The 22,569-nt window shown below is 27.4% G+C and carries 31 protein-coding genes; 14 read left to right on the top strand and 17 right to left on the bottom strand.

Translation table 4 applies throughout. The annotated features are described in order from the left end of the window. Positions 1-42: 42 nt before the first annotated feature. Positions 43-552 carry a hypothetical protein gene (locus NPA07_RS05160; protein WP_126118266.1) on the bottom strand — a complete coding sequence of 170 codons (510 nt, stop codon included), beginning with the start codon at positions 550-552 and terminating at the stop codon, positions 43-45. Positions 553-706: 154 nt separating this feature from the next. Continuing rightward, on the bottom strand, positions 707-844 hold the full coding sequence (locus tag NPA07_RS05155; RefSeq protein WP_256553107.1) for a hypothetical protein: 138 nt from the start codon (positions 842-844) through the stop codon (positions 707-709). 30 nt (positions 845-874) lie between these two features. Here NPA07_RS05155 and NPA07_RS05150 point away from each other — a divergent pair, with 30 nt between their 5' ends. From NPA07_RS05150 to NPA07_RS05135, 4 genes are all read left to right on the top strand, one after another. Then, the gene (locus tag NPA07_RS05150) at positions 875-1,033 is read left to right on the top strand and encodes a helix-turn-helix domain-containing protein (protein WP_256553106.1); all 159 of its coding nucleotides are present in this window, start codon (positions 875-877) and stop codon (positions 1,031-1,033) included. Between the two features lie 197 nt (positions 1,034-1,230). Then, entirely contained in the window at positions 1,231-1,398 is a 168-nt protein-coding gene (locus NPA07_RS05145) for an IS3 family transposase (RefSeq protein WP_256553183.1), read from the top strand. Positions 1,399-1,427: 29 nt separating this feature from the next. Continuing rightward, on the top strand, positions 1,428-1,745 hold the full coding sequence (locus NPA07_RS05140; protein WP_256553182.1) for a hypothetical protein: 318 nt from the start codon (positions 1,428-1,430) through the stop codon (positions 1,743-1,745). Then, complete coding sequence (locus tag NPA07_RS05135; protein ID WP_334303157.1) at positions 1,661-2,083, top strand: IS3 family transposase; 423 nt, start codon at positions 1,661-1,663, stop codon at positions 2,081-2,083. Before NPA07_RS05140 ends, NPA07_RS05135 begins: the two co-directional genes overlap by 85 nt. 279 nt (positions 2,084-2,362) lie before the next feature. On the opposite strand, the gene rbfA is transcribed toward NPA07_RS05135, so the two are convergent. From rbfA to NPA07_RS05110, 5 genes are all read right to left on the bottom strand, one after another. Then, a complete protein-coding gene (rbfA, locus tag NPA07_RS05130; RefSeq protein ID WP_126118267.1) occupies positions 2,363-2,794 on the bottom strand; it encodes a 30S ribosome-binding factor RbfA in 432 nt (143 codons plus the stop codon). Between the two features lie 10 nt (positions 2,795-2,804). Then, on the bottom strand, positions 2,805-3,671 hold the full coding sequence (locus tag NPA07_RS05125; RefSeq protein ID WP_126118268.1) for a MurR/RpiR family transcriptional regulator: 867 nt from the start codon (positions 3,669-3,671) through the stop codon (positions 2,805-2,807). Between the two features lie 742 nt (positions 3,672-4,413). After that, a complete protein-coding gene (locus NPA07_RS05120; RefSeq protein ID WP_256553186.1) occupies positions 4,414-4,971 on the bottom strand; it encodes an IS1634 family transposase in 558 nt (185 codons plus the stop codon). 231 nt (positions 4,972-5,202) lie between these two features. Further along, the gene (locus NPA07_RS05115) at positions 5,203-6,153 is read right to left on the bottom strand and encodes an IS1634 family transposase (RefSeq protein ID WP_256553185.1); all 951 of its coding nucleotides are present in this window, start codon (positions 6,151-6,153) and stop codon (positions 5,203-5,205) included. 565 nt (positions 6,154-6,718) lie between these two features. Continuing rightward, the gene (locus NPA07_RS05110; protein ID WP_256553184.1) at positions 6,719-7,636 is read right to left on the bottom strand and encodes a TMEM164 family acyltransferase; all 918 of its coding nucleotides are present in this window, start codon (positions 7,634-7,636) and stop codon (positions 6,719-6,721) included. A 428-nt stretch (positions 7,637-8,064) separates the two neighbouring features. Between NPA07_RS05110 and dnaK the strand changes: the two genes are divergently transcribed. Further along, a complete protein-coding gene (gene dnaK, locus NPA07_RS05105; protein ID WP_126118270.1) occupies positions 8,065-9,822 on the top strand; it encodes a molecular chaperone DnaK in 1,758 nt (585 codons plus the stop codon). Positions 9,823-9,919: 97 nt separating this feature from the next. On the opposite strand, the gene NPA07_RS05100 is transcribed toward dnaK, so the two are convergent. Then, positions 9,920-10,057 carry a hypothetical protein gene (locus tag NPA07_RS05100; RefSeq protein WP_256553107.1) on the bottom strand — a complete coding sequence of 46 codons (138 nt, stop codon included), beginning with the start codon at positions 10,055-10,057 and terminating at the stop codon, positions 9,920-9,922. Between the two features lie 30 nt (positions 10,058-10,087). Between NPA07_RS05100 and NPA07_RS05095 the strand changes: the two genes are divergently transcribed. From NPA07_RS05095 to glyA, 9 genes are all read left to right on the top strand, one after another. Beyond that, positions 10,088-10,246: a helix-turn-helix domain-containing protein gene (locus NPA07_RS05095; protein ID WP_256553106.1), complete on the top strand. Its 159-nt coding sequence runs from the start codon at positions 10,088-10,090 to the stop codon at positions 10,244-10,246. Positions 10,247-10,444: 198 nt separating this feature from the next. Continuing rightward, positions 10,445-10,612: an IS3 family transposase gene (locus NPA07_RS05090; RefSeq protein ID WP_256553183.1), complete on the top strand. Its 168-nt coding sequence runs from the start codon at positions 10,445-10,447 to the stop codon at positions 10,610-10,612. Between the two features lie 29 nt (positions 10,613-10,641). Further along, positions 10,642-10,959 (top strand): hypothetical protein, encoded by a 318-nt coding sequence (locus tag NPA07_RS05085; RefSeq protein ID WP_256553182.1) that lies wholly within the window; start codon positions 10,642-10,644, stop codon positions 10,957-10,959. Beyond that, positions 10,875-11,297: an IS3 family transposase gene (locus NPA07_RS05080; RefSeq protein ID WP_334303157.1), complete on the top strand. Its 423-nt coding sequence runs from the start codon at positions 10,875-10,877 to the stop codon at positions 11,295-11,297. The genes NPA07_RS05085 and NPA07_RS05080 overlap by 85 nt, the downstream gene beginning before the upstream one ends. A gap of 481 nt (positions 11,298-11,778) precedes the next feature. Continuing rightward, entirely contained in the window at positions 11,779-12,993 is a 1,215-nt protein-coding gene (locus NPA07_RS05075) for a replication-associated recombination protein A (RefSeq protein WP_126118271.1), read from the top strand. Between the two features lie 2 nt (positions 12,994-12,995). Continuing rightward, positions 12,996-13,958 (top strand): phenylalanine--tRNA ligase subunit alpha, encoded by a 963-nt coding sequence (gene pheS / locus NPA07_RS05070; protein WP_126118272.1) that lies wholly within the window; start codon positions 12,996-12,998, stop codon positions 13,956-13,958. Next, on the top strand, positions 13,948-14,619 hold the full coding sequence (locus tag NPA07_RS05065) for a uracil-DNA glycosylase (protein WP_126118273.1): 672 nt from the start codon (positions 13,948-13,950) through the stop codon (positions 14,617-14,619). The genes pheS and NPA07_RS05065 overlap by 11 nt, the downstream gene beginning before the upstream one ends. A 1-nt stretch (position 14,620) precedes the next feature. Continuing rightward, entirely contained in the window at positions 14,621-16,807 is a 2,187-nt protein-coding gene (locus NPA07_RS05060; RefSeq protein WP_126118274.1) for a phenylalanine--tRNA ligase subunit beta, read from the top strand. A 13-nt stretch (positions 16,808-16,820) separates the two neighbouring features. After that, positions 16,821-18,077: a serine hydroxymethyltransferase gene (gene glyA, locus NPA07_RS05055; protein WP_126118275.1), complete on the top strand. Its 1,257-nt coding sequence runs from the start codon at positions 16,821-16,823 to the stop codon at positions 18,075-18,077. A gap of 807 nt (positions 18,078-18,884) precedes the next feature. On the opposite strand, the gene NPA07_RS05050 is transcribed toward glyA, so the two are convergent. The 9 genes from NPA07_RS05050 to NPA07_RS05010 form a co-directional block, all read right to left on the bottom strand. Continuing rightward, a complete protein-coding gene (locus NPA07_RS05050; RefSeq protein WP_256553072.1) occupies positions 18,885-19,076 on the bottom strand; it encodes a hypothetical protein in 192 nt (63 codons plus the stop codon). A gap of 18 nt (positions 19,077-19,094) precedes the next feature. Beyond that, a complete protein-coding gene (locus NPA07_RS05045) occupies positions 19,095-19,232 on the bottom strand; it encodes a hypothetical protein (RefSeq protein ID WP_256553130.1) in 138 nt (45 codons plus the stop codon). Then, positions 19,213-19,533 (bottom strand): hypothetical protein, encoded by a 321-nt coding sequence (locus NPA07_RS05040; RefSeq protein WP_256553180.1) that lies wholly within the window; start codon positions 19,531-19,533, stop codon positions 19,213-19,215. Before NPA07_RS05040 ends, NPA07_RS05045 begins: the two co-directional genes overlap by 20 nt. Before the next feature lie 75 nt (positions 19,534-19,608). Then, positions 19,609-20,061: a hypothetical protein gene (locus NPA07_RS05035; RefSeq protein WP_256553179.1), complete on the bottom strand. Its 453-nt coding sequence runs from the start codon at positions 20,059-20,061 to the stop codon at positions 19,609-19,611. Positions 20,062-20,103: 42 nt separating this feature from the next. After that, the gene (locus NPA07_RS05030) at positions 20,104-20,355 is read right to left on the bottom strand and encodes a hypothetical protein (protein WP_256553178.1); all 252 of its coding nucleotides are present in this window, start codon (positions 20,353-20,355) and stop codon (positions 20,104-20,106) included. A 390-nt stretch (positions 20,356-20,745) separates the two neighbouring features. Beyond that, positions 20,746-21,261, bottom strand: a complete 516-nt coding sequence (locus NPA07_RS05025) for an IS1634 family transposase (RefSeq protein WP_256553177.1) — start codon at positions 21,259-21,261, stop codon at positions 20,746-20,748. Positions 21,262-21,368: 107 nt separating this feature from the next. Beyond that, a complete protein-coding gene (locus NPA07_RS05020) occupies positions 21,369-21,650 on the bottom strand; it encodes a hypothetical protein (protein WP_334303156.1) in 282 nt (93 codons plus the stop codon). Between the two features lie 290 nt (positions 21,651-21,940). Next, entirely contained in the window at positions 21,941-22,297 is a 357-nt protein-coding gene (locus tag NPA07_RS05015; protein WP_256553076.1) for a hypothetical protein, read from the bottom strand. A 103-nt stretch (positions 22,298-22,400) separates the two neighbouring features. Then, positions 22,401-22,529, bottom strand: a complete 129-nt coding sequence (locus NPA07_RS05010) for a hypothetical protein (RefSeq protein WP_256553176.1) — start codon at positions 22,527-22,529, stop codon at positions 22,401-22,403. Positions 22,530-22,569 lie beyond the last annotated feature (40 nt).

Genomic DNA, 22,569 nt, shown 5'->3' with positions numbered 1-22,569 from the left:
TATTTTTTGTCAAAAATATAGGCAGCAACGTGCCTACATTAATTATCTTTTTTCAATTATTAACATCTTATGATAATGTAATTCATCACCTTTATTAGCTCGATAAAGCGTTTCACTAATACAATCAAAAACAAAACATTTTCTTTTTGCAATATATTTTTTGTTTTCAATTAGAAGAATTCTTGTTTTCTTGTTATAGAAAACTGTTCCAATTTCACTATTATACCTATTCACTGAAGTTGACGAGTTTTCATTATTAATTTTGCTTAATTCTCTTAATGTATTTACCATTTTTTCATTAGTGTTTATTGAAATTTCAAGTAGCCTCAATTCATCATCTTCAACATAAGCAGAATGAATAAGATTATTATTAATGTTAATAAAAGACCTATTTCTTAAATTAAACTTTTTAAAACAATTTTTGTCCAAAACGTTTATTTTATAGTCTTTTAAGCCAAAAAGCCCATATGAATTATCACACTTTGTTATAACATATCAAAGTTTTGAGGAATTTGTATTTTGTTCACTACTTAGATAACTTATATCTAACAATTGTTCACTATTGCTTATTGTATGTAAACTAATTTTTGGTTCAAACTTATCAAGTTTATAAAATTTTGTGTTTCTGAAGTGAACCCCTAAAGTTGTACAAAAGAACTTTAGGGGTTTTTATATGAAATTAGATAAAAGTATTAAGAAAAAATTGTTAATTTTTATAAAAAGGAATGATAAAAAGTCAAATATCATTGAAGTTTGGGTTATCAGAAAGTACAGTTACTAATGTTATCGAAAAATACAATGCGTTTGGTAAAACAAGTTTCGAACCAAGAAAAATTCCACTCATAAATCACCTGAATTTAAGCATCTCATAGTTTTGAGAGTTCTTAATGGTGAAACAATACAAGATATATCAATACAAGAAAAAATTAGTTATTGTGCAATTAGATCTTGGGTAATGAAATACCAAGAATTAGGATATAATGGACTTATGAAAAAGTCAAGAATTAAAAAATACTTAGAAGAGAATTATTAACTAATAATGAAAAATACAAGAATATTGATTCAGAACAAAGATGCAAAATCTATGAAGAACAAATTAGAATTCTTTGAATGGAAAATGATATTTTAAAAAATCGATAGCCTTAGCTGAAAAGGTGAAAGCAAAAAGAAATCAATAAATACAGATTTGAAATCGTAAATCAGCTAAGGCATATTTATAAATTAAGTGAGTTGATTTCTTATTTTTGAACTTCTAGTTCAACATATTATTACTATCTGAAAAGAGTAAATAAAACAGAAGTTGATAGTGAAATTAAACAAGAAATAATATCTATCTACGAAAAACACAAAGGAAGATATGGGTATAGAAGAATCACTATTGAACTACAAAAAGGTTAAAAATTAACCATAAAAAGGTTAAAAGAATTATGAATGAACTTGGATTAAAAGGAATTCAACCAAGAGAAAAATACAAATCATTTAAGGGTGAACTTAATAAGAAAATACCTAATCATTTATTAGAAGAGAAAGAAGAAAAAGGCTATAAAACAGGCAAATTAGGTCAAAATTTTAAAACTTCAAAGCCAAATCAAAAATGAACAACAGATGTTACCGAATTTAAAGTGAAAGACAAAAAACATATCTCTCACCAATTCGCGATATGCATACAGGTTATATTATTGTTAGAAAATTATCAAAAAGTCCAAATTTCAAAATGGTTGAAGATATGTTGGACGAGGCGTTAGCAAAATTCGATAACCTTGAAGGATTGATATTTCATTCAGATCAAGGATGACCATATCAAATGCCACAATATCAGAAAAAACTAAAAGATAGAGGTATTATCCAAAGTATGTCTCGAAAAGGCAATTGTCTTGACAATTCAATTATGGAAACATTCTTTGCACAATTAAAGAATGAAATATATTATGGAAAAGAATATAAATCGATTGATGAGTTAGAACAAAAAATTAATGAGTACATAGATTATTACAATAATGAAAGAATAATTCTGAGATTAAAAATGTCACCCGCTGAATATTGGAAGAGATGTAATATGGATCAATATAAAGAAATGAACTAGATTGTCAAGAAAATTAATTATGATTAAATCATATCTTTTAAATAAATTCGCAACACAAACAATGTAACAAATTGAGAAATTAATTTTATATAAATTGGAAAAACGCATTTCCACAAAAATAATTAATAAAATTAATTTTAAAAACTAAATAAAAAATAATTGGTTGGCTAGAAGCCAACCCAAGAAAATAATATTAATGATTCTTTTTCGCATTTTTGATCAAAAATGCGAAATAAATAAAATCAAGCGGATTCCGCTTGATAAAAATAATCAAATATTTTATAATTTTTTTGTACAAGTTTTGGGGTTCACATCATTTCCATAGTTTGTTTCTTTTTGTTCAAAAGAAACCTTATTATTAGTTTCAAAATTTTCTTTATCTCTAATGTTATATAAAATTTTATCTATTGATAGTCCTTTTTTGCTTACTTCATCAATGTAAAAGTGTAATTCAGGAACTTTTCTTCAATTCAGACTTTTAGACAAAGATGACCTAATGTAACCTGAAGCATTTTGTAATGCTTCTAGCCCTCTTTTTTCATTTTCACTAAACGACATATAAACTTTTACATGTGATAAGTCAGCAGATAACTCGCAATCTACTAAGGTCGGGTTAATGATATTTGTATTTGTTAAATCATTAGTAATTATTTGTGCAAGAAGAGTTCTTATTTGTGATTCTCTTCTTAAAACATTAATATTTTTAGCCATTTTTTCTCCTTTATTCACTGTGTGCCTTGTCCTTAGTTGACCAGTTTTTTATTAATATTCTAGCCTTTTTTAACTTATTTGTGTTTTCATTATCTTCCTGTAAAATAGCCTCAAACAACAAATCTGTTATTAACATTTGTGCAATTTTTGAACTAGATGGTACAAGCATTGTTGAACTTTGAATCTTGTGGTATCTTATCTTGAGAGTTATATATTTATTTTCTTCTTGGTTTGAAGTAACCACAATTATTTTTGCCTTTTGTTTTACTGCTTGTTCAAGAACAAAGTGTGCTTCCATTGATTGAAGATTATTAGAATAAACAATTACAGCGTCTTGTTCATTTATATGCGCAAGTGCAGGAAAGAAAACATGAAAATCGCTATGTGCAATAACTGTTTTACCAATTTTAAGTAAGTTAGAAACCAAATTTGTAGATATTCTTTGACTTGAACCGCAACCATGAATGTAAATATTTCTAGCATTATTTATTATCTTTGCTGCTTCATTGATATCTTTAATTAAATCATCATCATAGACATTATCAATTGCATATCTATGACTTGCAGCAATAAATTTATATCCATTATCTGAGTCATTTTCATTTCAAATTGTTGGATATGTTTTTTCAAATTCGGTTAATTTATTATTAATTGATGCTATAAAGGTTCGATAGTCTTTGAAACCAAATTTTCTTATAAAACGAGATACACCAGCATCGCTTGAATTAGTAGCATTAGCTAATTCATTTTGAGAAAAATTAAAATAACTTCCTTCAAAATTGTTAATAAAATCTCTAATTCTTTTTTCACTTTTAGTTAGTTCAACTGTATCATCCATTAATGGTCTGCTGATCACTCTTTTGTCATTATTTTTCATAGTTTTAATTATATTAAATTTTAATGAAATAAAATGCTCAATATGATTTAAAGCTTGCATAAAATCCAGAAAAACAATCTCAATGCAATTGCTGCAAATAAATTTCAGTTTGATTGAAAATAAAAATGTTTAATAATTTAATTGTGAATTCCAAAATAAGAATCGAAAGAACTTATTTTGTTTTGAAATTAAGCATGAAAATAGTGCTTAACCTGTTTTAGTGAGTTTCGGAGTTGAAGTTTTAAAAAATGTTAAATTTTAGTAAAAAGTTCAAAAAATGCCAGTTTTTAATCATTTTTGAACTTTTTTTAAAAATATTTTTTCATTTTAATAACACTTTTAAGTTATTTCTGATATAAAAATGATGTGATTACATTTAATGATTCATTAGTAGCACATAAATAATGATCATTTTAACTCAAAAAATAAAAAAGTGTTATTAAAATCACTACCAAAATTTTACAAATATGCCTATTTTATAGGTGCATTGTTCATTTTCTTAATTTTTAACTCCGAAGGTCAAATGAATTTAATATACGCATTTTTGTTTTAGAATTAAGCATATAAATAGAGGTTAATCTGTTTAAAAACCACAAATGTTCTTATAGAATTAGCATTTTTTTAAAAAGATTAGTTATTAAACTAATCTAAGAATTATTAATTTGCAACATTTTCTCGACTTTGACACTTTAAAAATTCATTTTTTAAAAAGCCTATAAAATAGGCTTTTATGGAAAGTCTATTATTTAGATTCTAGTAAAACAGGGCCTAATTCATCAACTTTTCCCCATTTAGGAATTATTTGATAACCCAATGATTCTCTTAAATTTGTGTAATCTTCTGGTTCTCTAACTCTTAAAAAGTATTTTTCTTTCTTGTCTAAACTCTCAATAAGTACTATTTTTACCTTTCTCAACGCATCAACAATTCTGTCAGTTGTTAAACTGTTATTAGCTAATGAACTTAATGAAAATTCTATGAATCTTTCAATAACCAATGCCAAATAACAAATCATAAAATGACCTTCAATTGTTTTTTCTTTTGACAAATAAACCGGTCTAGTTTCAAAAGTTGTTTTTAAAATCCTAAATGATTCTTCAATCTTTCATAAATTTGAATATGTTCTTATTACTGTTTCAATGCTTAAATTTTTGTTGCTTGTATATATTCCGTAAAATCCATCTCATCTTGCGTCATCTATAATTTTTTCTTCATTTAATGAAATTTCTCCAACAGAATAGTTGACATATTTTTTGCCACCTTTTTTAATTCACTCATCGCTTTTGAGCCATTTTTTCAACACAACTTTTGGCTTTTTTAATCAGTCTTTCTCTATCACTTTGATCTTTTTTCTTCTTTTTCTGAAAAACTTAAAATTAAATTTCCATCCAATGAATTATCAAGTCCTAATTCATCCTTAATTTTTTTAGTTAATGGTGCTTTTTACATAAAAACCTTCACTGCTTGCTCATATGTTGCAAGATCTATAATGCCGGAACAAGGTTCTTATTTCCTTTAATTTTGTGAGACATTATGAACTCAAAACCATCTTTTTAAGTTCTAAAAGATTAGGACCAGAGTTTAACCCTCTGTCTGCAATAACAGTAATATTTTCAATACCTAATTTTTCCTTAACTTCCTTTATAAAAGGGATAAAAGTCTTAAAATCACATGTATTTCCGGCAAACAATTTGTATGCAATTGGAATTCCATAAGCGTCAATCATCATCCCAAGAACAACCTGTACATTATTAATTTTTGCATCCTTAGAAAATCCGTAATCTAACAAGTCATTTTTTTCAATACTTTCAAAGTAAACAGTTGTAACATCGTAAAATGTTTCTTTTAGGTTTCTATCAAATAGTTCAGCTAATTTTTTGTTGATATGTTCAATGATATCTAGCCTTTCATCACACAAAATTTCAAGGCTTCTGTAAATTGATTTAAGGGTGTCATCATTCTTTATTGTATACTCATTAAAAATATTAAATGTTTTACTTTTTGAACAAGGTTTTAAAAATCTCATTGCGACTAAATTTTGGACAATATTGTTCAAATCATATTTGATTCTTTTCATACTCTTTGATTTCTCAAAATATTTATCTAGATCTAACTTTCGGTAAACATTGTTTAGTATTAAATTGCCATAATTTAAAACTTCTAATTCATTCTGATATTTATTGTGTATCTTGTTTTCATCTCTAATATCATATTCACCGTCAACGTTATCGTCAGATAAAACATCTTTAAATGTCCCAAGCATTCTGCCTAAAAGTACTTCTTTTTCTTCCTTATCTTTTGAATACTTTTTAAATTCATTTCTCAGGTTTTCTAAAAAATTAGGATCGTTTTCTTCTAATTTGGATAATAATCCCAAATTTTGGACAACCTTATGTTTACAAGATTTGCTTTCCTTATCTCAATAACTTTTCACAATATTAACATATTCTTTATTTCTAACTCTAATAACTTTAACAAACATAATTATATTATACTATGTTTTACTAGAATTACAAGAAAAAATAAAAAATTCATATACTATGTATATGAGCCTTATTTTTAATATGTTTTAATGGCTAAAGTGTCAAAGTCAAGACCTGTTTTAGTGAGTTTCGGAGTTGAAGTTTTAAAAAAATGTTAAATTTTAGTAAAAAGTTCAAAAAAATGCCAGTTTTTAATCATTTTTGAACTTTTTTTTAAAAATATTTTTTTCATTTTAATAACACTTTTAAGTTATTTCTGATATAAAAATGATGTGATTACATTTAATGATTCATTAGTAGCACATAAATAATGATCATTTTAACTCAAAAAATAAAAAAGTGTTATTAAAATCACTACCAAAATTTTACAAATATGCCTATTTTATAGGTGCATTGTTCATTTTCTTAATTTTTAACTCCGAAGGTCAAATGAATTTAATATACGCATTTTTGTTTTAGAATTAAGCATATAAATAGAGGTTAATCTGTTTAAAAACCACAAATGTTCTTATAGAATTAGCATTTTTTTAAAAAAGATTAGTTATTAAACTAATCTAAGAATTATTAATTTGCAACATTTTTTTTCACTTGTTTAGTATTAAACTTGCTTATTATTCAAAAAATAAGACTTCTAGTTCCACCTAAAAGTGTGTAACTAACGCCAGCTAATAGTGGCATTCCTAATGGATAGAATATTAATGTAAAAATAAGAGATCATTTAATTGGACCAAGTTTAAAGACATCATATTGGCTAACAAGTGGGCTAGGAACACGGTGTGAAATTGTAATAAAGTTTGGAACTTCATAACCAATGGCTACAGCACCAATTAATCCTTTTTTTGCCAAAATTTGGTATGTTAATTCATTTAATATTATAGCAACTGCTCACATTGAGAAGAAGATTATTAGACTTAATAAGAACTCTTTATAGTGATATCTAACAACACCACTAATAAGTAAAAACGAACCATAAACAAATAAAATTGTGTGATAAATTGATGTATGGATATTTATAAATCAACTTGGGTCAGAAAACACATCGCCAGGGTATATAATAACAAAGAAACCGCTGGATGTTGTTCAAATACCATTGAATGATTGAAATATTCTTTTAAATATGTTTTCTTTGTAGATACATAGATAAATTGGGATTGTAAATAGTGGTACTGAACATAAGAAATGAATAAACCAGTGAAAGTTATATTTATATTTCAGATTGTGGATTTTTCCATATTGAAATGAGCAAAATTGTTTGATTAATTCAATTCCTCATAACACAATAATAGCTATAAGAGTTACGATTAAAATTTGTTTTTTGGAGAATTTACCACCAAACTTTTTGTGTTGTCAAATTGTTCATAAAATTATTAATCCGATAATCAGAACATTAATTCCAATAAGTGTCAGGTGAAACCAACCATATAATGGCGGTCTTCCACTAGGCCCCAAAGCTAATCAAGGTTTAGTTAAAAATTTGTACATTTTGCTTCCTTTAAATAAAAATTGATTAATAAAATTATACCAAAAACCGTTTTTGTGGATTTTAAATAGATTATTTGACCAGTTTTAGAGTAAAAAATAAATTTCCCAAAACAACTGTAAAACAGCGGTTTTGATAATTCTTCATTCAATTTTAAATGTGTTTTTTAGAATTTTTTATTAAGTATAAAAGATTTTATTAATTCTAATTATTTTTGTACCTGTTCAATATTAAATTGATTTTTAATTTTATTAATATACACATGCATTTTCCTTATATTACTAGTTGTCTAAGCTTTCTATATTCTTTTGCATGGTGTCGTGAAACTTTCAAAAACAAACATTTTATAAATTTTTAGCACTTTTATATTGTGAGTGCTAAAAATGTGGTAATATATATTCATAATAAAAATTTATTCGAAAGGAAAATTATGGCAAAAGAAACTATTATTGGTATTGACTTAGGTACAACAAACTCAGCTGTATCTATCGTTGATGGCGGTACACCAATCGTTTTAGAAAACTTCAATGGTAAAAGAACAACTCCATCTGTTGTTAGTTTCAAAGATGGTGAAATTATTGTTGGTGAAAACGCTAAAAACCAAATCGAAACAAACCCTGACACAATTGCATCTGTAAAAAGATATATGGGTACAAAACAAACATTAAAAGCAAATGGTAAGGAATACAAACCAGAAGAAATTTCAGCAATGATTTTAAGTCACTTGAAAAAATATGCTGAAGAAAAAGTTGGACACAAAATTGAAAAAGCTGTTATTACAGTTCCTGCTTATTTTGACAATGCAGAACGTGAAGCAACAAAAATAGCTGGTAAAATTGCTGGTCTTGATGTTCTTCGTATTATCAATGAACCTACTGCAGCTGCTCTAGCTTTTGGTTTAGATAAGACAAATAAGGAAATGAAAGTTCTTGTATTTGACCTTGGTGGTGGTACATTTGACGTTTCAATTCTTGAATTAGCTGATGGTACATTTGAAGTTCTTGCAACCTCAGGTGACAACAAACTTGGTGGAGATGACTGAGATCATGAAGTTGTTGAATGATTAGTTGCAAAAATAAAAAATGATCACAAAATTGATATTCGTAAAAACAAAATGGCAATGGCTCGTCTAAAAGCTGCTGCTGAAAAAGCAAAAATTGACTTGTCTTCATCATTAGTTGCTCACATTTCTTTACCATTCTTGCTTTTATTAGACAACCACGAACCAATTAACATTGAAGCAGAACTTAAACGTAGTGAGTTCGAAAAAATGACAGCTAAACTTGTTGAACGTTGCCGTAGACCAATGCAAGATGCTCTTTCTGAAGCAAAACTTACAGTTGCTGATTTAGATGAAATTCTACTAGTTGGTGGTTCAACACGTATTCCAGCTGTTCAAGCATTAGTTGAAAAAATCTTAAATAGAAAACCTAACAAGTCAGTTAACCCTGATGAAGTTGTTGCCATGGGTGCTGCAATCCAAGGTGCCGTTCTTGCTGGTGACATTAACGACATTCTTTTAGTTGATGTTACACCACTTACACTTGGTATTGAAACAGCTGGCGGTATTTCAACACCTCTTATTCCAAGAAACACACGTATTCCTATTACAAAAAGTGAAACATTTACAACATTTGAAAACAATCAAACAGATGTTACAATTAAAATTGTTCAAGGTGAAAGACCAGTTGCTGCTGAAAACAAATTGTTAGGTCAATTTAACTTGACAGGTATTCGTCCAGCACCAAGAGGGGTTCCAAAAATTGAAGTAAGTTTCAAGATCGATGCTAACGGTATTACAACAGTTTCAGCAAAAGATATTGACACACAAAAAGAACAAAGTATCACAATTAAAAACTCAGCTAAACTCTCAGAAGAAGAAATCGAAAGAATGATTAAGGAAGCAGAAGAAAACCGTGAAGCTGATGCTAAACGTGCTGCTGATATTGAGATTCTTGTTCGTGCAGAAACAATGGTAGCAAAATTTGAAACAGTACTTGAAGAAAACAAAGATAATCTAACCCAAGAACAAATTGACCAGGCAAAAGCTGAAATTGATAAAATTAATGGTTTCATTAATGAAAAAGATTATGATCAACTTCGTATAACAATCAAAGCCTTTGAAGAAATGTTAGACACAATGAGTAGTGCTGACTCATCTGCTTTTAAAGAAGAAGATGTAGAATAAATAATTAAAGTACCAATTGAAGTGAACCCCTAAAGTTGTACAAAAGAACTTTAGGGGTTTTTATATGAAATTAGATAAAAGTATTAAGAAAAAATTGTTAATTTTTATAAAAAGGAATGATAAAAAGTCAAATATCATTGAAGTTTGGGTTATCAGAAAGTACAGTTACTAATGTTATCGAAAAATACAATGCGTTTGGTAAAACAAGTTTCGAACCAAGAAAAATTCCACTCATAAATCACCTGAATTTAAGCATCTCATAGTTTTGAGAGTTCTTAATGGTGAAACAATACAAGATATATCAATACAAGAAAAAATTAGTTATTGTGCAATTAGATCTTGGGTAATGAAATACCAAGAATTAGGATATAATGGACTTATGAAAAAGTCAAGAATTAAAAAATACTTAGAAGAGAATTATTAACTAATAATGAAAAATACAAGAATATTGATTCAGAACAAAGATGCAAAATCTATGAAGAACAAATTAGAATTCTTTGAATGGAAAATGATATTTTAAAAAATCGATAGCCTTAGTTGAAAAGGTGAAAGCAAAAAGAAATCAATAAATACAGATTTGAAATCGTAAATCAGCCTAAGGCATATTTATAAATTAAGTGAGTTGATTTCTTATTTTTGAACTTCTAGTTCAACATATTATTACTATCTGAAAAGAGTAAATAAAACAGAAGTTGATAGTGAAATTAAACAAGAAATAATATCTATCTACGAAAAACACAAAGGAAGATATGGGTATAGAAGAATCACTATTGAACTACAAAAAGGTTAAAAATTAACCATAAAAAGGTTAAAAGAATTATGAATGAACTTGGATTAAAAGGAATTCAACCAAGAGAAAAATACAAATCATTTAAGGGTGAACTTAATAAGAAAATACCTAATCATTTATTAGAAGAGAAAGAAGAAAAAGGCTATAAAACAGGCAAATTAGGTCAAAATTTTAAAACTTCAAAGCCAAATCAAAAATGAACAACAGATGTTACCGAATTTAAAGTGAAAGACAAAAAACATATCTCTCACCAATTCGCGATATGCATACAGGTTATATTATTGTTAGAAAATTATCAAAAAGTCCAAATTTCAAAATGGTTGAAGATATGTTGGACGAGGCGTTAGCAAAATTCGATAACCTTGAAGGATTGATATTTCATTCAGATCAAGGATGACCATATCAAATGCCACAATATCAGAAAAAACTAAAAGATAGAGGTATTATCCAAAGTATGTCTCGAAAAGGCAATTGTCTTGACAATTCAATTATGGAAACATTCTTTGCACAATTAAAGAATGAAATATATTATGGAAAAGAATATAAATCGATTGATGAGTTAGAACAAAAAATTAATGAGTACATAGATTATTACAATAATGAAAGAATAATTCTGAGATTAAAAATGTCACCCGCTGAATATTGGAAGAGATGTAATATGGATCAATATAAAGAAATGAACTAGATTGTCAAGAAAATTAATTATGATTAAATCATATCTTTTAAATAAATTCGCAACACAAACAATGTAACAAATTGAGAAATTAATTTTATATAAATTGGAAAAACGCATTTCCACAAAAATAATTAATAAAATTAATTTTAAAAACTAAATAAAAAATAATTGGTTGGCTAGAAGCCAACCCAAGAAAATAATATTAATGATTCTTTTTCGCATTTTTGATCAAAAATGCGAAATAAATAAAATCAAGCGGATTCCGCTTGATAAAAATAATCAAATATTTTATAATTTTTTGTACAAGTTTTGGGGTTCACATCAAATTAAGGTACTTTTTTTTAATTTATTTTGCTAATTTCAATAAAACATTTCAAATTTAAAAGAACTCCTTAAATATAAAAACTTATAAAAAAATAACAAAATTAATTTTTTTATTTTTTTATAGATTTTTAAAAAATAATTCTTGGTTTTAGAATAAAATAAGAATATGAAAAATTTAGCTAATGAAATTAGACCAAAGAAACTTGATGACATCGTGGGTCAAAAAAATGTTGTTACTTTACTAAAGGAAATTGTAAAAAATAATGCAACAACAAGTTTTATATTTTTTGGCGAAAGTGGAACAGGAAAAAGTTCTGCTGCTTTTGCATTGGCTAATGATTTGAAACTAAGAAATGGCTATTTTAATGCAACAATTAACAATAAAAATGATCTAATTAAAATAATAGAATCAAATGACATAATAATTATTGATGAAATTCACAGACTTAATAAAGATAAACAAGATATTTTGCTTTCATACCTGGAATTTGACAAAATAATTGTTTATGCAACCACAACTGAAAACCCATACTTTCGAATTAATCCAGCATTAAGAAGTAGAATGCAAATATTGCAATTTACTAAATTAAGTGAAGAAGATATAATGATTGGTCTTAAAAAAATAATAAACACATATTATCCTAAATTTAAAATTAAAGATAATATTCTCAAAATACTAATCAAAAATTCAGCAGGTGACTACCGCTCTTGTATAAATAATTTACAAATACTTACATTATTGAATAAAGATAAAGAAGTAAATGAAGAAGACTTAAAGACCTTGATACCAAATATAAATTTTTATAGTGATAGAGAATCAAGTGCTCATTATAATAACCTATCAGCATTTCACAAATCATTAAGGGGCAGCGATGTTGATGCTGCATTATATTATGGAGCATTAATTTTAAAAACCGGTGACTATTTAGGTTTATTTAGAAGGTTGACAGCAGCAACATACGAGGATGTTGGACTAGCAGATCCAAATTTACCAATGCGTGTTGAGGCAGCATTCAGTGCTGTTGAAAGACTTGGTTTTCCTGAGGCTTATTTACCTCTATACTACATAATAATTTCAGTTGCTATTGCACCAAAAAGCAATTCTGTTTATAAGGCGATAAGTAAAGTTGAGCCATTTATTGATCAAGGTAATATTTACGAAATTCCAAAACATTTAAAGGATGCACATTATAAATCAGCCCAGAAATTGGGTGATGGACTTGGCTATAAATATCCACATGATTTTCCGAATCATTGAGTAAAACAGGACTATATGCCAAAAAACATTGCGGATAAAAAATTTTTTACACCTAGTTCAAACGACTCGCCAAACTTGTTAAAATACTATAACTTTATAAAAAACATTAAGGGAGAAAAATAAATATGATTGATATTAAATGAGAAGAAATTAAAACGTTAGAAGATTTAAAGATAGCTAAAAATAAGGCTTATTCAAAAGATTCAGAAATTGTTCAATTACAAAGCAAAATTAGAACTGCATCCGTTGAAGAAAAAAAAGAGATTGGTCAAAAAATCTCCGATTTAAGAAACTTTTATGAATCAAAATTTAAAGAGGCTGAATTAAAAATTGAACTTGAAAAATATAAAAATATCATTGAAAAACAATATGTTGATGTAACTAAACCAACTAATGTTCCAGGTTCACTTCACCCAATCACAATTATAGAAAATAGACTTCGTGATTGATTTATTCAAAATGGTTATTTTGAATCAAGAGAAAGTGAAATAGTCAACGATGTTTACAATTTTCAAAAATTAAACATACCAAGCGACCACCCAGCAAGAGCTATGCATGATTCACTATATTTAAATCCAACAGTACTTCTGAGAACACATAACACAGGTATTAGTGCTCTTGAACTTGAAAGAAATGCAAATAAGGAGATGAACAATTTTGCTATTGGTAAAGTTTACAGAAATGATGAAGATGATGCAACTCATTCACATCAATTTACGCAGCTCGACTTTGTTAGTGTTGGCAAGAGTGTAAGTTTTAATAACTTGATATGAACATTAAAATCATTGCTTTCATATGTTTTTGAGGAACAAATTGAATTAAGATTAAGGCCAAGTTATTTTCCTTTTACTGAACCAAGCGTCGAGGTTGATGTTTTTTATAAGGAACGCTGAATAGAAGTTCTTGGAGCAGGTATGTTGCATCCTAATGTTATGGAAATGGCAGGATATGATTCAAAAGAATTTAATGGTTTTGCTGCCGGAATTGGGATTGAGCGTTTAGCAATGATCAAATATAACATTAAAGATATTAGAGAATTCTACAAAAACGACCTAAGAACGTTACAACAATTTAATTATGAAGAATAGTTTTAAAGAATTTTTAAAGCAAGAAGAAGTAAAAGAGTATTATAAAGAACTTATTGGCAAGATTAAAGTAGAAGAGAAGAAAAATAATATTTTTCCACCAGAAAGCCTAAGGTTTGAAGCTCTCAATTATTTTGAAGTAGAAGAAACAAAATTAATAATTATCGGTCAAGATCCTTATTATTTAAAAGGTCAAGCGGATGGTTTGGCATTTAGCACACAAAGTGATAAATGTCCGAAAAGTTTACAAAATATTTTAAAAGAGTTGAAAAAAGATTACCCCGAAACAATTATTGAAACATTTAGCTTAAAAAGTTGAGTTAAACAAGGCGTTTTGCTAATAAACACTTGCTTAAGTGTTAATGAAAATTCACCCTTGAGTCACAAGAACTTTGGATGAGAAATTTTTGTAATTAATTTAATAAAACAGATATTAAGCAAAAATAAAAATGTTATTTTCGGTATATGAGGCAATGATGCTAAAAAGGTTCTAGAAATTGTCCAAAAAGACTATAAAATAGATGAAAAGCAAATTATTATTACTTCTCATCCTTCTCCACTTGCTTATTCAAAAACAAGTAACAGTTTTAAAGATTCAAAATTCTTTAAAAGAGTGAATTCGCAATTAACTAACCCAATTAATTGAGATTTAAGAAAGGATTAAAATGATTATTTCGTTAAGAGAATTGAATAAATTTATGCCAAAAATTAAACTTGATATTTCAGTTGAAAAAGTTATCAATAATTTAGGCTATGAAGTTGAAAGCGTTAAAAAATTCAGTGATGTTAGTGGTGTTAAGTTTGCTAAAATTTTGGATACTAGACCAAACCCTAATTCTAATGGCTTAACTATTGTTGATGTTGAAGTAGACAACCAAAAACTTACAATACAAACAAAAGCTAAAAATGCACAAAAAAATAAAATAACTGTTGCTTTTGTTGAAGGTAGTAAAAAAGGCGATTTAGTTTTTAAATCAAAAGAAATGGCTGGAGTTGTTTCGCAAGGTATGCTTTCAGGTTTTAGTGAACTTGGTTTTGATGAGAATAAATTACCTTTTGGGGTTGATGACATTATTTTACTTAATCCAACAAGAAACTTTGATTTAAGTGCAAACCCACTTGAATATTTTGAGTCAGATGACTATATTTTTGATATCACAACACCAGCAAATAGAGGAGATTCAAATAGTTATTATGTCCTTGCACAAGAAATTGCTGCCTACTATCAAACACCTTTTAAGTGATTTAGTTATAAGAAAACACACAAGGCAGGCATTCATAGACAAGTCTTAAATGTTGACAATGGTGAGGCAAAAGCTCTTAGTTTTCTTGAATGTAGATTTAAACATAAAGACACAAAATTAAGAGATTTATTAATATTAGCAAAACATAATATTGATGCAAAAAATATTTGAGCAGTCGATGCCACTAATTTGTGCCTAATTTATACAGGCGTACCATCTCATGTTTATGATCGAGATAAGATCGGAACTAGTTTAACATGCAAAAAATTTAGTGGAAAAGTTACAATCATAGGTGGTAAAGAAGTTGAAGTAAAAGACACATTAGCAATTTTTTCAGATGATAAGGTAGTTTCATTAGCTTCTGTCATGGGTCTTGAAGAAACATCTGCTGATAAAAAAAGTAAATATGTAGTTTTTGAAATAGGCAATTTTAAACCATCTGATGTAAGACATGGCTCAAAAGAAATTAAAATTGATACAGCTTCATCACTTCAAGGCGGAAAAATTTTAAGTACTGAATTAGTTAGAATTGGAATGGAATACCTTAAATTTAAAGCTATTGATGATAAGCAACCAACATCGATTTTTGTTAACTTGCCTGAGAGAACAAAAAATAAATTTTTCTTACAGCAAAAGAAACTGTTAGCTAAATATTCAGGGCTACAAATTAAAGAATTAGATAACGAATTTGGAAAGGTTGAAGATCAACTACAAAGAATAGGTTTTAAAATTTTTTATAATCGCTTATCAACCCCGACATATAGAACTGATTTAAATTGTTATGAGGATATAATTGAAGAATACTTTAGATTTTATGGTTATGACAAATTTAAAATTCAGGCTCCATCAATTTATCCATTTAAAATTAATAAAAGAAATAATGATAAGAGTTTACTTCAATCTATGGGATACCAAGAAATTAGAACGTTCACTTTAGTAAATGTTGAGGGACTAAAATTCAATCCTTTCGGTTTTGAAAATAATCTAAAACTTCAAACATTTGTTTCAAAAGAAAGAGAAGCAATTAGAAATTCAATTGTTCCCTCAATGTTAGAAGTAGCACAATATAATATTAAACGAAAAATGAGTCGTTTAAACTTGTTTGAATATGGCATGATAAATGATGGCAAATATGTTTATGGATTATTATCAAATACTAAAACATTTGAACAAATTAAGCAAGATGTTGTCAACTTTTTAAATGATTCAAATCTTGAATTCAAACCTTTTAATGATAATGATTTAATCCACCCAAACGTTTCAGCAAAAATTTACCAGAAAGGCTGTTTTATAGGTTGATTAGGTAAAACACACCCTTCATATAGCAATATTGATGCATGAGTTTGTGAAATTCAAAAAGAGCCAAAAAACAAATATGAATTATTTAACAGTTATAATTCATCTCCGTTAAAAAATATTGACTTAACTTTTTCAATTGGATTGTATCAATCAATAGATGAAAAAGTTAAAGAAATTAAGAATGTTGCATTAGTTTTTGACATATATCAAATTGATGAATTTATTAAAGAAGATGTTAAAAATGTAACATTAAGAGTTGTAGCAAAAAGCGAAGAAATTAAAAAAATAAATAATCAATTCAATAAGTAATTAGGGGTTTCTTATGTACAAAAAAATTAAATTATTAGATAAAAAAATTGAAGAAGCTATTAATAATGAAATTAAAAGACAAAATGAACACATTGAATTAATTGCATCTGAAAACTATGTTTCAGAAGATGTGCTAAAAGCCACCGGAAGTGTCTTAACAAATAAATATGGAGAAGGTTATCCATACAGAAGATATTATGGTGGATGTGAAAATGTTGATGTTGTTGAAAAATTAGCCATTGAGAGAGCAAAAGAATTATTTAATGTTAGATACGTTAATGTTCAACCTTATTCAGGTAGTGTAGCCAATGCAGTTGCACTTGCATCACTAGCGAATCCAGGTGAAAAAATTATGGGGCTTTCTCTTGCTTCAGGTGGACACTTAACTCATGGATATAAGATTTCATTTAGTGGTTTTTTATACAAAAGTGTTTCATATGATGTTGATGAAAACGGACTACTTGATTATGATGTTATTAAAGAGTTAGCTATTAGAGAAAAGCCAAAAGTAATTATTTGTGGTTATTCTGCTTACTCAAGAATAATAAATTGAGCTAAATTTAGAGAAATAGCCGACACTTGTGGCGCATATCTAATGGCTGATATTGCACATATTTCTGGTTTAATTATCGCTGGAGTTCACCCAAGTCCAGTACCTTATGCAGATATTATCACAACTACAACCCACAAAACTCTAAGGGGAGCAAGAGGCGCAATTATAATGACTAACAATGATGAATTAGCTAAAAAAATTGATCGTTGAGTTTTTCCTGGATATCAAGGCGGGCCACTATTTCATGCAATAGCAGGCAAAGCAGTTGCTTTTGGCGAAGCACTATTGCCCTCATTTAAGGAATATGGTAAGTGTGTTGTTGAAAATTCAAAAGAATTTGCACAAGCATTTTTAGATAAAGGCGTTTCAATTGTTTCGGGTGGAACAGATAATCATTTATTTACAATTAATGTTTACAAAAGTTATGGGATTTCAGGTAAGGATGCTGAAATGTTGTTGGGTAAATTTAACATTACTGTTAATAAAAATACAGTTCCTTTTGACACATTAAGTCCAATGGTTGCAAGCGGAATAAGATTAGGAAGTGCAGCAATGACTTCAAGAAAGTTTTCTAAATGAAACCAACTTGCACAAATTATTGACACAATTTTAAGAAGTCATAAAACAATTTTAGAAAATAAAACACTAACATATAATCTAAAAAAACAAGTTAAAGTGCTTACAAAAGAATTTCCAATTATTACAGTTTATAGATAATATAATGAGCCGGAATTGCTGTTTTTATAGCATTTTGGTTTTTTATTTTTTAGCAAAATATAAATACTTATTGACTATACTTTGATAAATACATCATTAAAATTTGTCGCTATTTTATTAGAACTAATGCATTTAGGAAAAATGCATAAACTAAAATGAACTAAAGTAGCTAATATATGATCACATATAATTTATTTTTTTCTTATTAATCCTAATAATAGAGAGATTGGGAACAATAAAATATAAATTAGTGAATTAAAATATAACCAATTACAAAAGTAATTTTAGTTTTAATACATATGTTATTTTTTCCATTTTATACACTTAAAAACGTCGAATAATGATAATTTTCTTCTATTTTGTCCAATTTTTAAGGTTGTAAAAATTATAGCCAAAACACATAAAAGTTTGGCTATTTTTTTAACTAAAACAGCAAAAAAATGTGTTATTTTTTGTTTTTGTGTGTACAACATTAAGGTTTACCGCATTTTTAAATGTTAAATTACATTTTTTAAAATTTTGCATATTAAAACATACAACATCATTAAGAAGTTGCTTTTAATTAATTCATTTTGTCTTCAATCCTAAAGTTTTTTCATAACTTTTGGGGATTGACATCATTTGTTAATTTCTTTTTAAATATTCTTCAATCAACAAATAAATTGTTGATTGAAATAAAAAATAACTTATTTAATAAGTATTGAGCCGTTGGCTCTTATTAAGACCTGTCGGTCTTAAGAAGCAAAACTTCTTTTTGTCTTGCTAAGACAGGCTTTCTTCTTTTTAAAAAGAAGAAACAAGAAAAACTTACTTAAATGATTTGTAATTAGCGTCAATAAATTCCTTCATTTCTTTTGTAATATCATTTAACTTTTCAAGATTTTCACTTAATAGTTTTTTAATAAATTCAATGTCTTTATTGTTTGGGTTTGCAGAATTCTTAAATATATTTTCAAGTTTTTCAAATGTACTGGATGTTCATGTTCTATTATGAAGCATGGTTTTAATTGTAGGCTCTTACACCTTGATGTTGTGGATCAAGATTTTTGATATTGCATATACATCGATTGCGCTCAATTCGTTTCCTTTCGGTACTCTGGCTTCATATTTTCTTTTCCCCTCAACAAAGAATAATTTATTTTCAGGAGTTACCATAAGACTTTGCCTCTCCACTTTCAAACATAGAAACCCTAGCGCCATTATTATCAAATGGAGCAAGATATTTGTTGTCATATCTCACAGTATGATTAACTATTTTTCTTTTAATTACAAGATTCATCTCTTCTTCAAAAATTTCAGTATTTGGCTTTCTAAAAACATTTGATTTTTTACTTACTGCTTCGGCCTTTTTAAATTGTTTGTTGTATTCATCAATTAAAAGTTCAATTTTTCCCAAAAAGTCTTCAAAACAGTTGATTCCGTTTGTATGAAAGAATGTTCCTATTCATCTTTGCAATGTTCAAAATGATCTTTCAACATTTGGTTTTGCCTTTGGATTGCTCGCTTGTTATAAGTTCAATTCCTCTTGCATTTAGTGCTTCTTCCATACTTGTTCTTGTACTATCTGAACCTCAAAAGTTCTTCTTCTATCCGTTATTATTACTTGTGGAATGCCATACCTTTTAAATAATTGTGTTAGAAGATTTTGATATCCAATTGTTGTTTCCTCAATGTCAATTCAGATTGCTAACAAACTTTTTGTTGCCGCATCAACAAGCATTATAAATATGGTACTTCTTACTTTCTCCAAAAAGATGAAGTGGTGTTGCATCAATTTCAATAATTTGCCCAAAATCATAGTCAGAACTTTTATTTTGGTAAACACCTTTAATGGATTTTTATTTAGAATTTTTTCATAAATTTTAATAAACTGTGCCTCGATTTTAGAAATATCTTGACCGTTTTCTAAAAACATTCTTCTTCTCTTAAGCTCATTTTTTACTTTTCTCGTTGCATATGAACTGCAATAACCAAGTCTAAGCATTCTTTTATAAAAGGTAGTGAAAGGCAACAATTTTTTTCATCATTAGTAAGACTCATTATTGTAAAAATGCAACAAGGCTACACTAAGATCACCTTTTGATATTTTCTCAATATGTTCCACTAATTCATAATATCTATTAGTTAAATCAATAATAACTGAATCACTTACTTTCACACCCCTAAGTTTATTTTTATTACCATGTGATATACTGATTGCATCTTGGTTATTTGTAGATGCAATCAATATTTGATTTCTATATCTTTTAATTGTTTTTGTTGATGTTCTACAACCCAATTTTCCTAATATTTTTGATATTTCGGCATTTGGTCTATTTCAATATTGTTGAATTTTTTAAATCTAAAATTTTTTTATCTTCATAATCAGTTGTTTTACCTGTATCAACTGCTTGAAATCTGGTTTTAATTACAAGATTTTCCATAATTTAAATTCTCCTTTTTAAAATAATAATTGAAACCTAAAAATGGACAAAATAAAAGATAAAAACAGGGTGGACAAAATAAAATAAAACCATTATTTTATACACTTAAAAACGTCGAATAATTAAGGATTATTTATAATTTAACTATGTTCTTTTTCTTAACTTTGACATTTTCTATCAAAAAATTTACTAATACACCTATAAAATAGACTGTATTAGTAAATTTTTAATCTATCAATTTTGTGTTACCATAGTTTAAGTTCTTTTGTGTTTCCTCATTTTGGAATTCTTTTTATACCTAAAACTTGCCTTAAACACTTATAAATAATCGGTTCTTTTAACCTTAAAAAGTACTTATTTGAACTATTTGCATCTTTAAAAACAACTAGTCAAAGTTTCCTTAATGCTCTAACAATATTGTCTATAGTAAACTTAAAAGGATGTATAACTGACTCAAGTGAGAATTCTAATAATCTATGAATTGCTAATGCCAAATAACACAACGCAAAATGTCCTTCAATACTTTCTTTCTTTCAAAGATAAATCGGTCTAACTTCAAATGTTGTCTTTAATATTCTGAACGATTCTTCAATTTGTCAAAGTTTTCTGTAAGTATACAAAACCTCTTCATTTGTCATCTCAAAGTTGTTTGTGAATATACCATAAAAGCCATCTCATTTTACATCATCTTCAATTTTTTGTTCTTTTAGTGTAATCTTATTAACATCATAATCAAGATATTTCTTGCCACCTTTTTGCAATTCAGACCTTGCAATTGACTGGCTATTCTTGATTAATTTTTCGCTTTTTCAACTAATCTTTCTCTGTCATATCTGTCTTTTTTGCTCTTTTTCTGAATAAGTTAATACTAATTTCCTGGAATTTCTTGTTTAATCTTGTCATTATCAGGCACAAATTTAACCATTTTTTCATCTTTCATAAAGAATTCTTCGCCCATTTTTTCATATGTTTCAAGGTCTAGAATTCCATTAACTTTATTCTTGGCATCTCTAATTTTTTGAGCCATTATAAATTTGTAACCTGAGTTAATTATTTCAAGTAAATTTGGACCTGAATTTAATCCTCTGTCTGCAACTATTGTAATATCTTCAATACCTAAATTTTCCTTAACTTCCTGTATAAAAGGCACAAAAGTCTTAAAATCACTTGTATTTCCAGGAAATAATTTATAAACTTATTGGTAATCCATTAGCATCTGTCATTAGACCTAAGACAACCTGAACTTCGTTAACTTTTTGGTCTTTTGAAAAACCATGCAACCTTAAGTCATCAGCGGTAAAACTTTCAAAATATACAGTTGTAACATCGTAAAATGCTCTATTTATTTTTCTATTTGTTATCTTGTTTAAAACATTGTTTATATGCTTGATAATATCGAGTCTTTTTTACCTAATATTTCAAGTGAACGATAATGAGATTTTAATGTATCATCATTTTGCAAAAATGATTTTCATATTCATTATAAGTTCTTAATTTTGAACAAGGATTTAGGATTCTCATATAGGTAAGATTTTGAACAATATTATTGAAATCATATTTAATTTGAGTTGTTGATTTTATTGAATTCATTAGTTTATCTAGTTTTAATTTTTCATAAATTATTTTGTAAACTAGATTACCATAATTGAAAAATTCAAATTCGGTTGATGAATTACTAAATTGCTCTTTAATCTTCTCTATGTCGAAAAGATTTTCATTTTCTAGTTCATCAAAACGCTTAACTCTTGTTAATTCTGTATAGTTAATCTCATCTGAATCTTCCTCAATAAAATTCATAAATATTTCACCAAATTTTGCTAGTTCAATTTTTCTTTGACTTTCTTGTTTTGAGAGTTCTGAATAATATTTTTTAGATTTTGAATGTAGTTTGGATCTTCTTTTAGTAAATCTTCAAGTTTACCAAGTCTTTTAACAATAACTTGTTTAACCTTTTTGTTTCCTTATCCCTAACACTACGGGCTATTTTGACATATTCAATGCCATTTATCTTTGAAATTTTAACAAACATATATAAATTATACCATAAATGGTATTATAATGGTAACACA

It is taken from the genome of Mycoplasmopsis caviae, assembly GCF_024498215.1.
GTDB classification, from domain to species: domain Bacteria; phylum Bacillota_I; class Bacilli_A; order Mycoplasmatales; family Metamycoplasmataceae; genus Mycoplasmopsis; species Mycoplasmopsis caviae.
The sequence above is the reverse complement of the archived record's forward strand: the minus strand, read 5'-3'. Positions and strand labels throughout refer to the sequence as shown.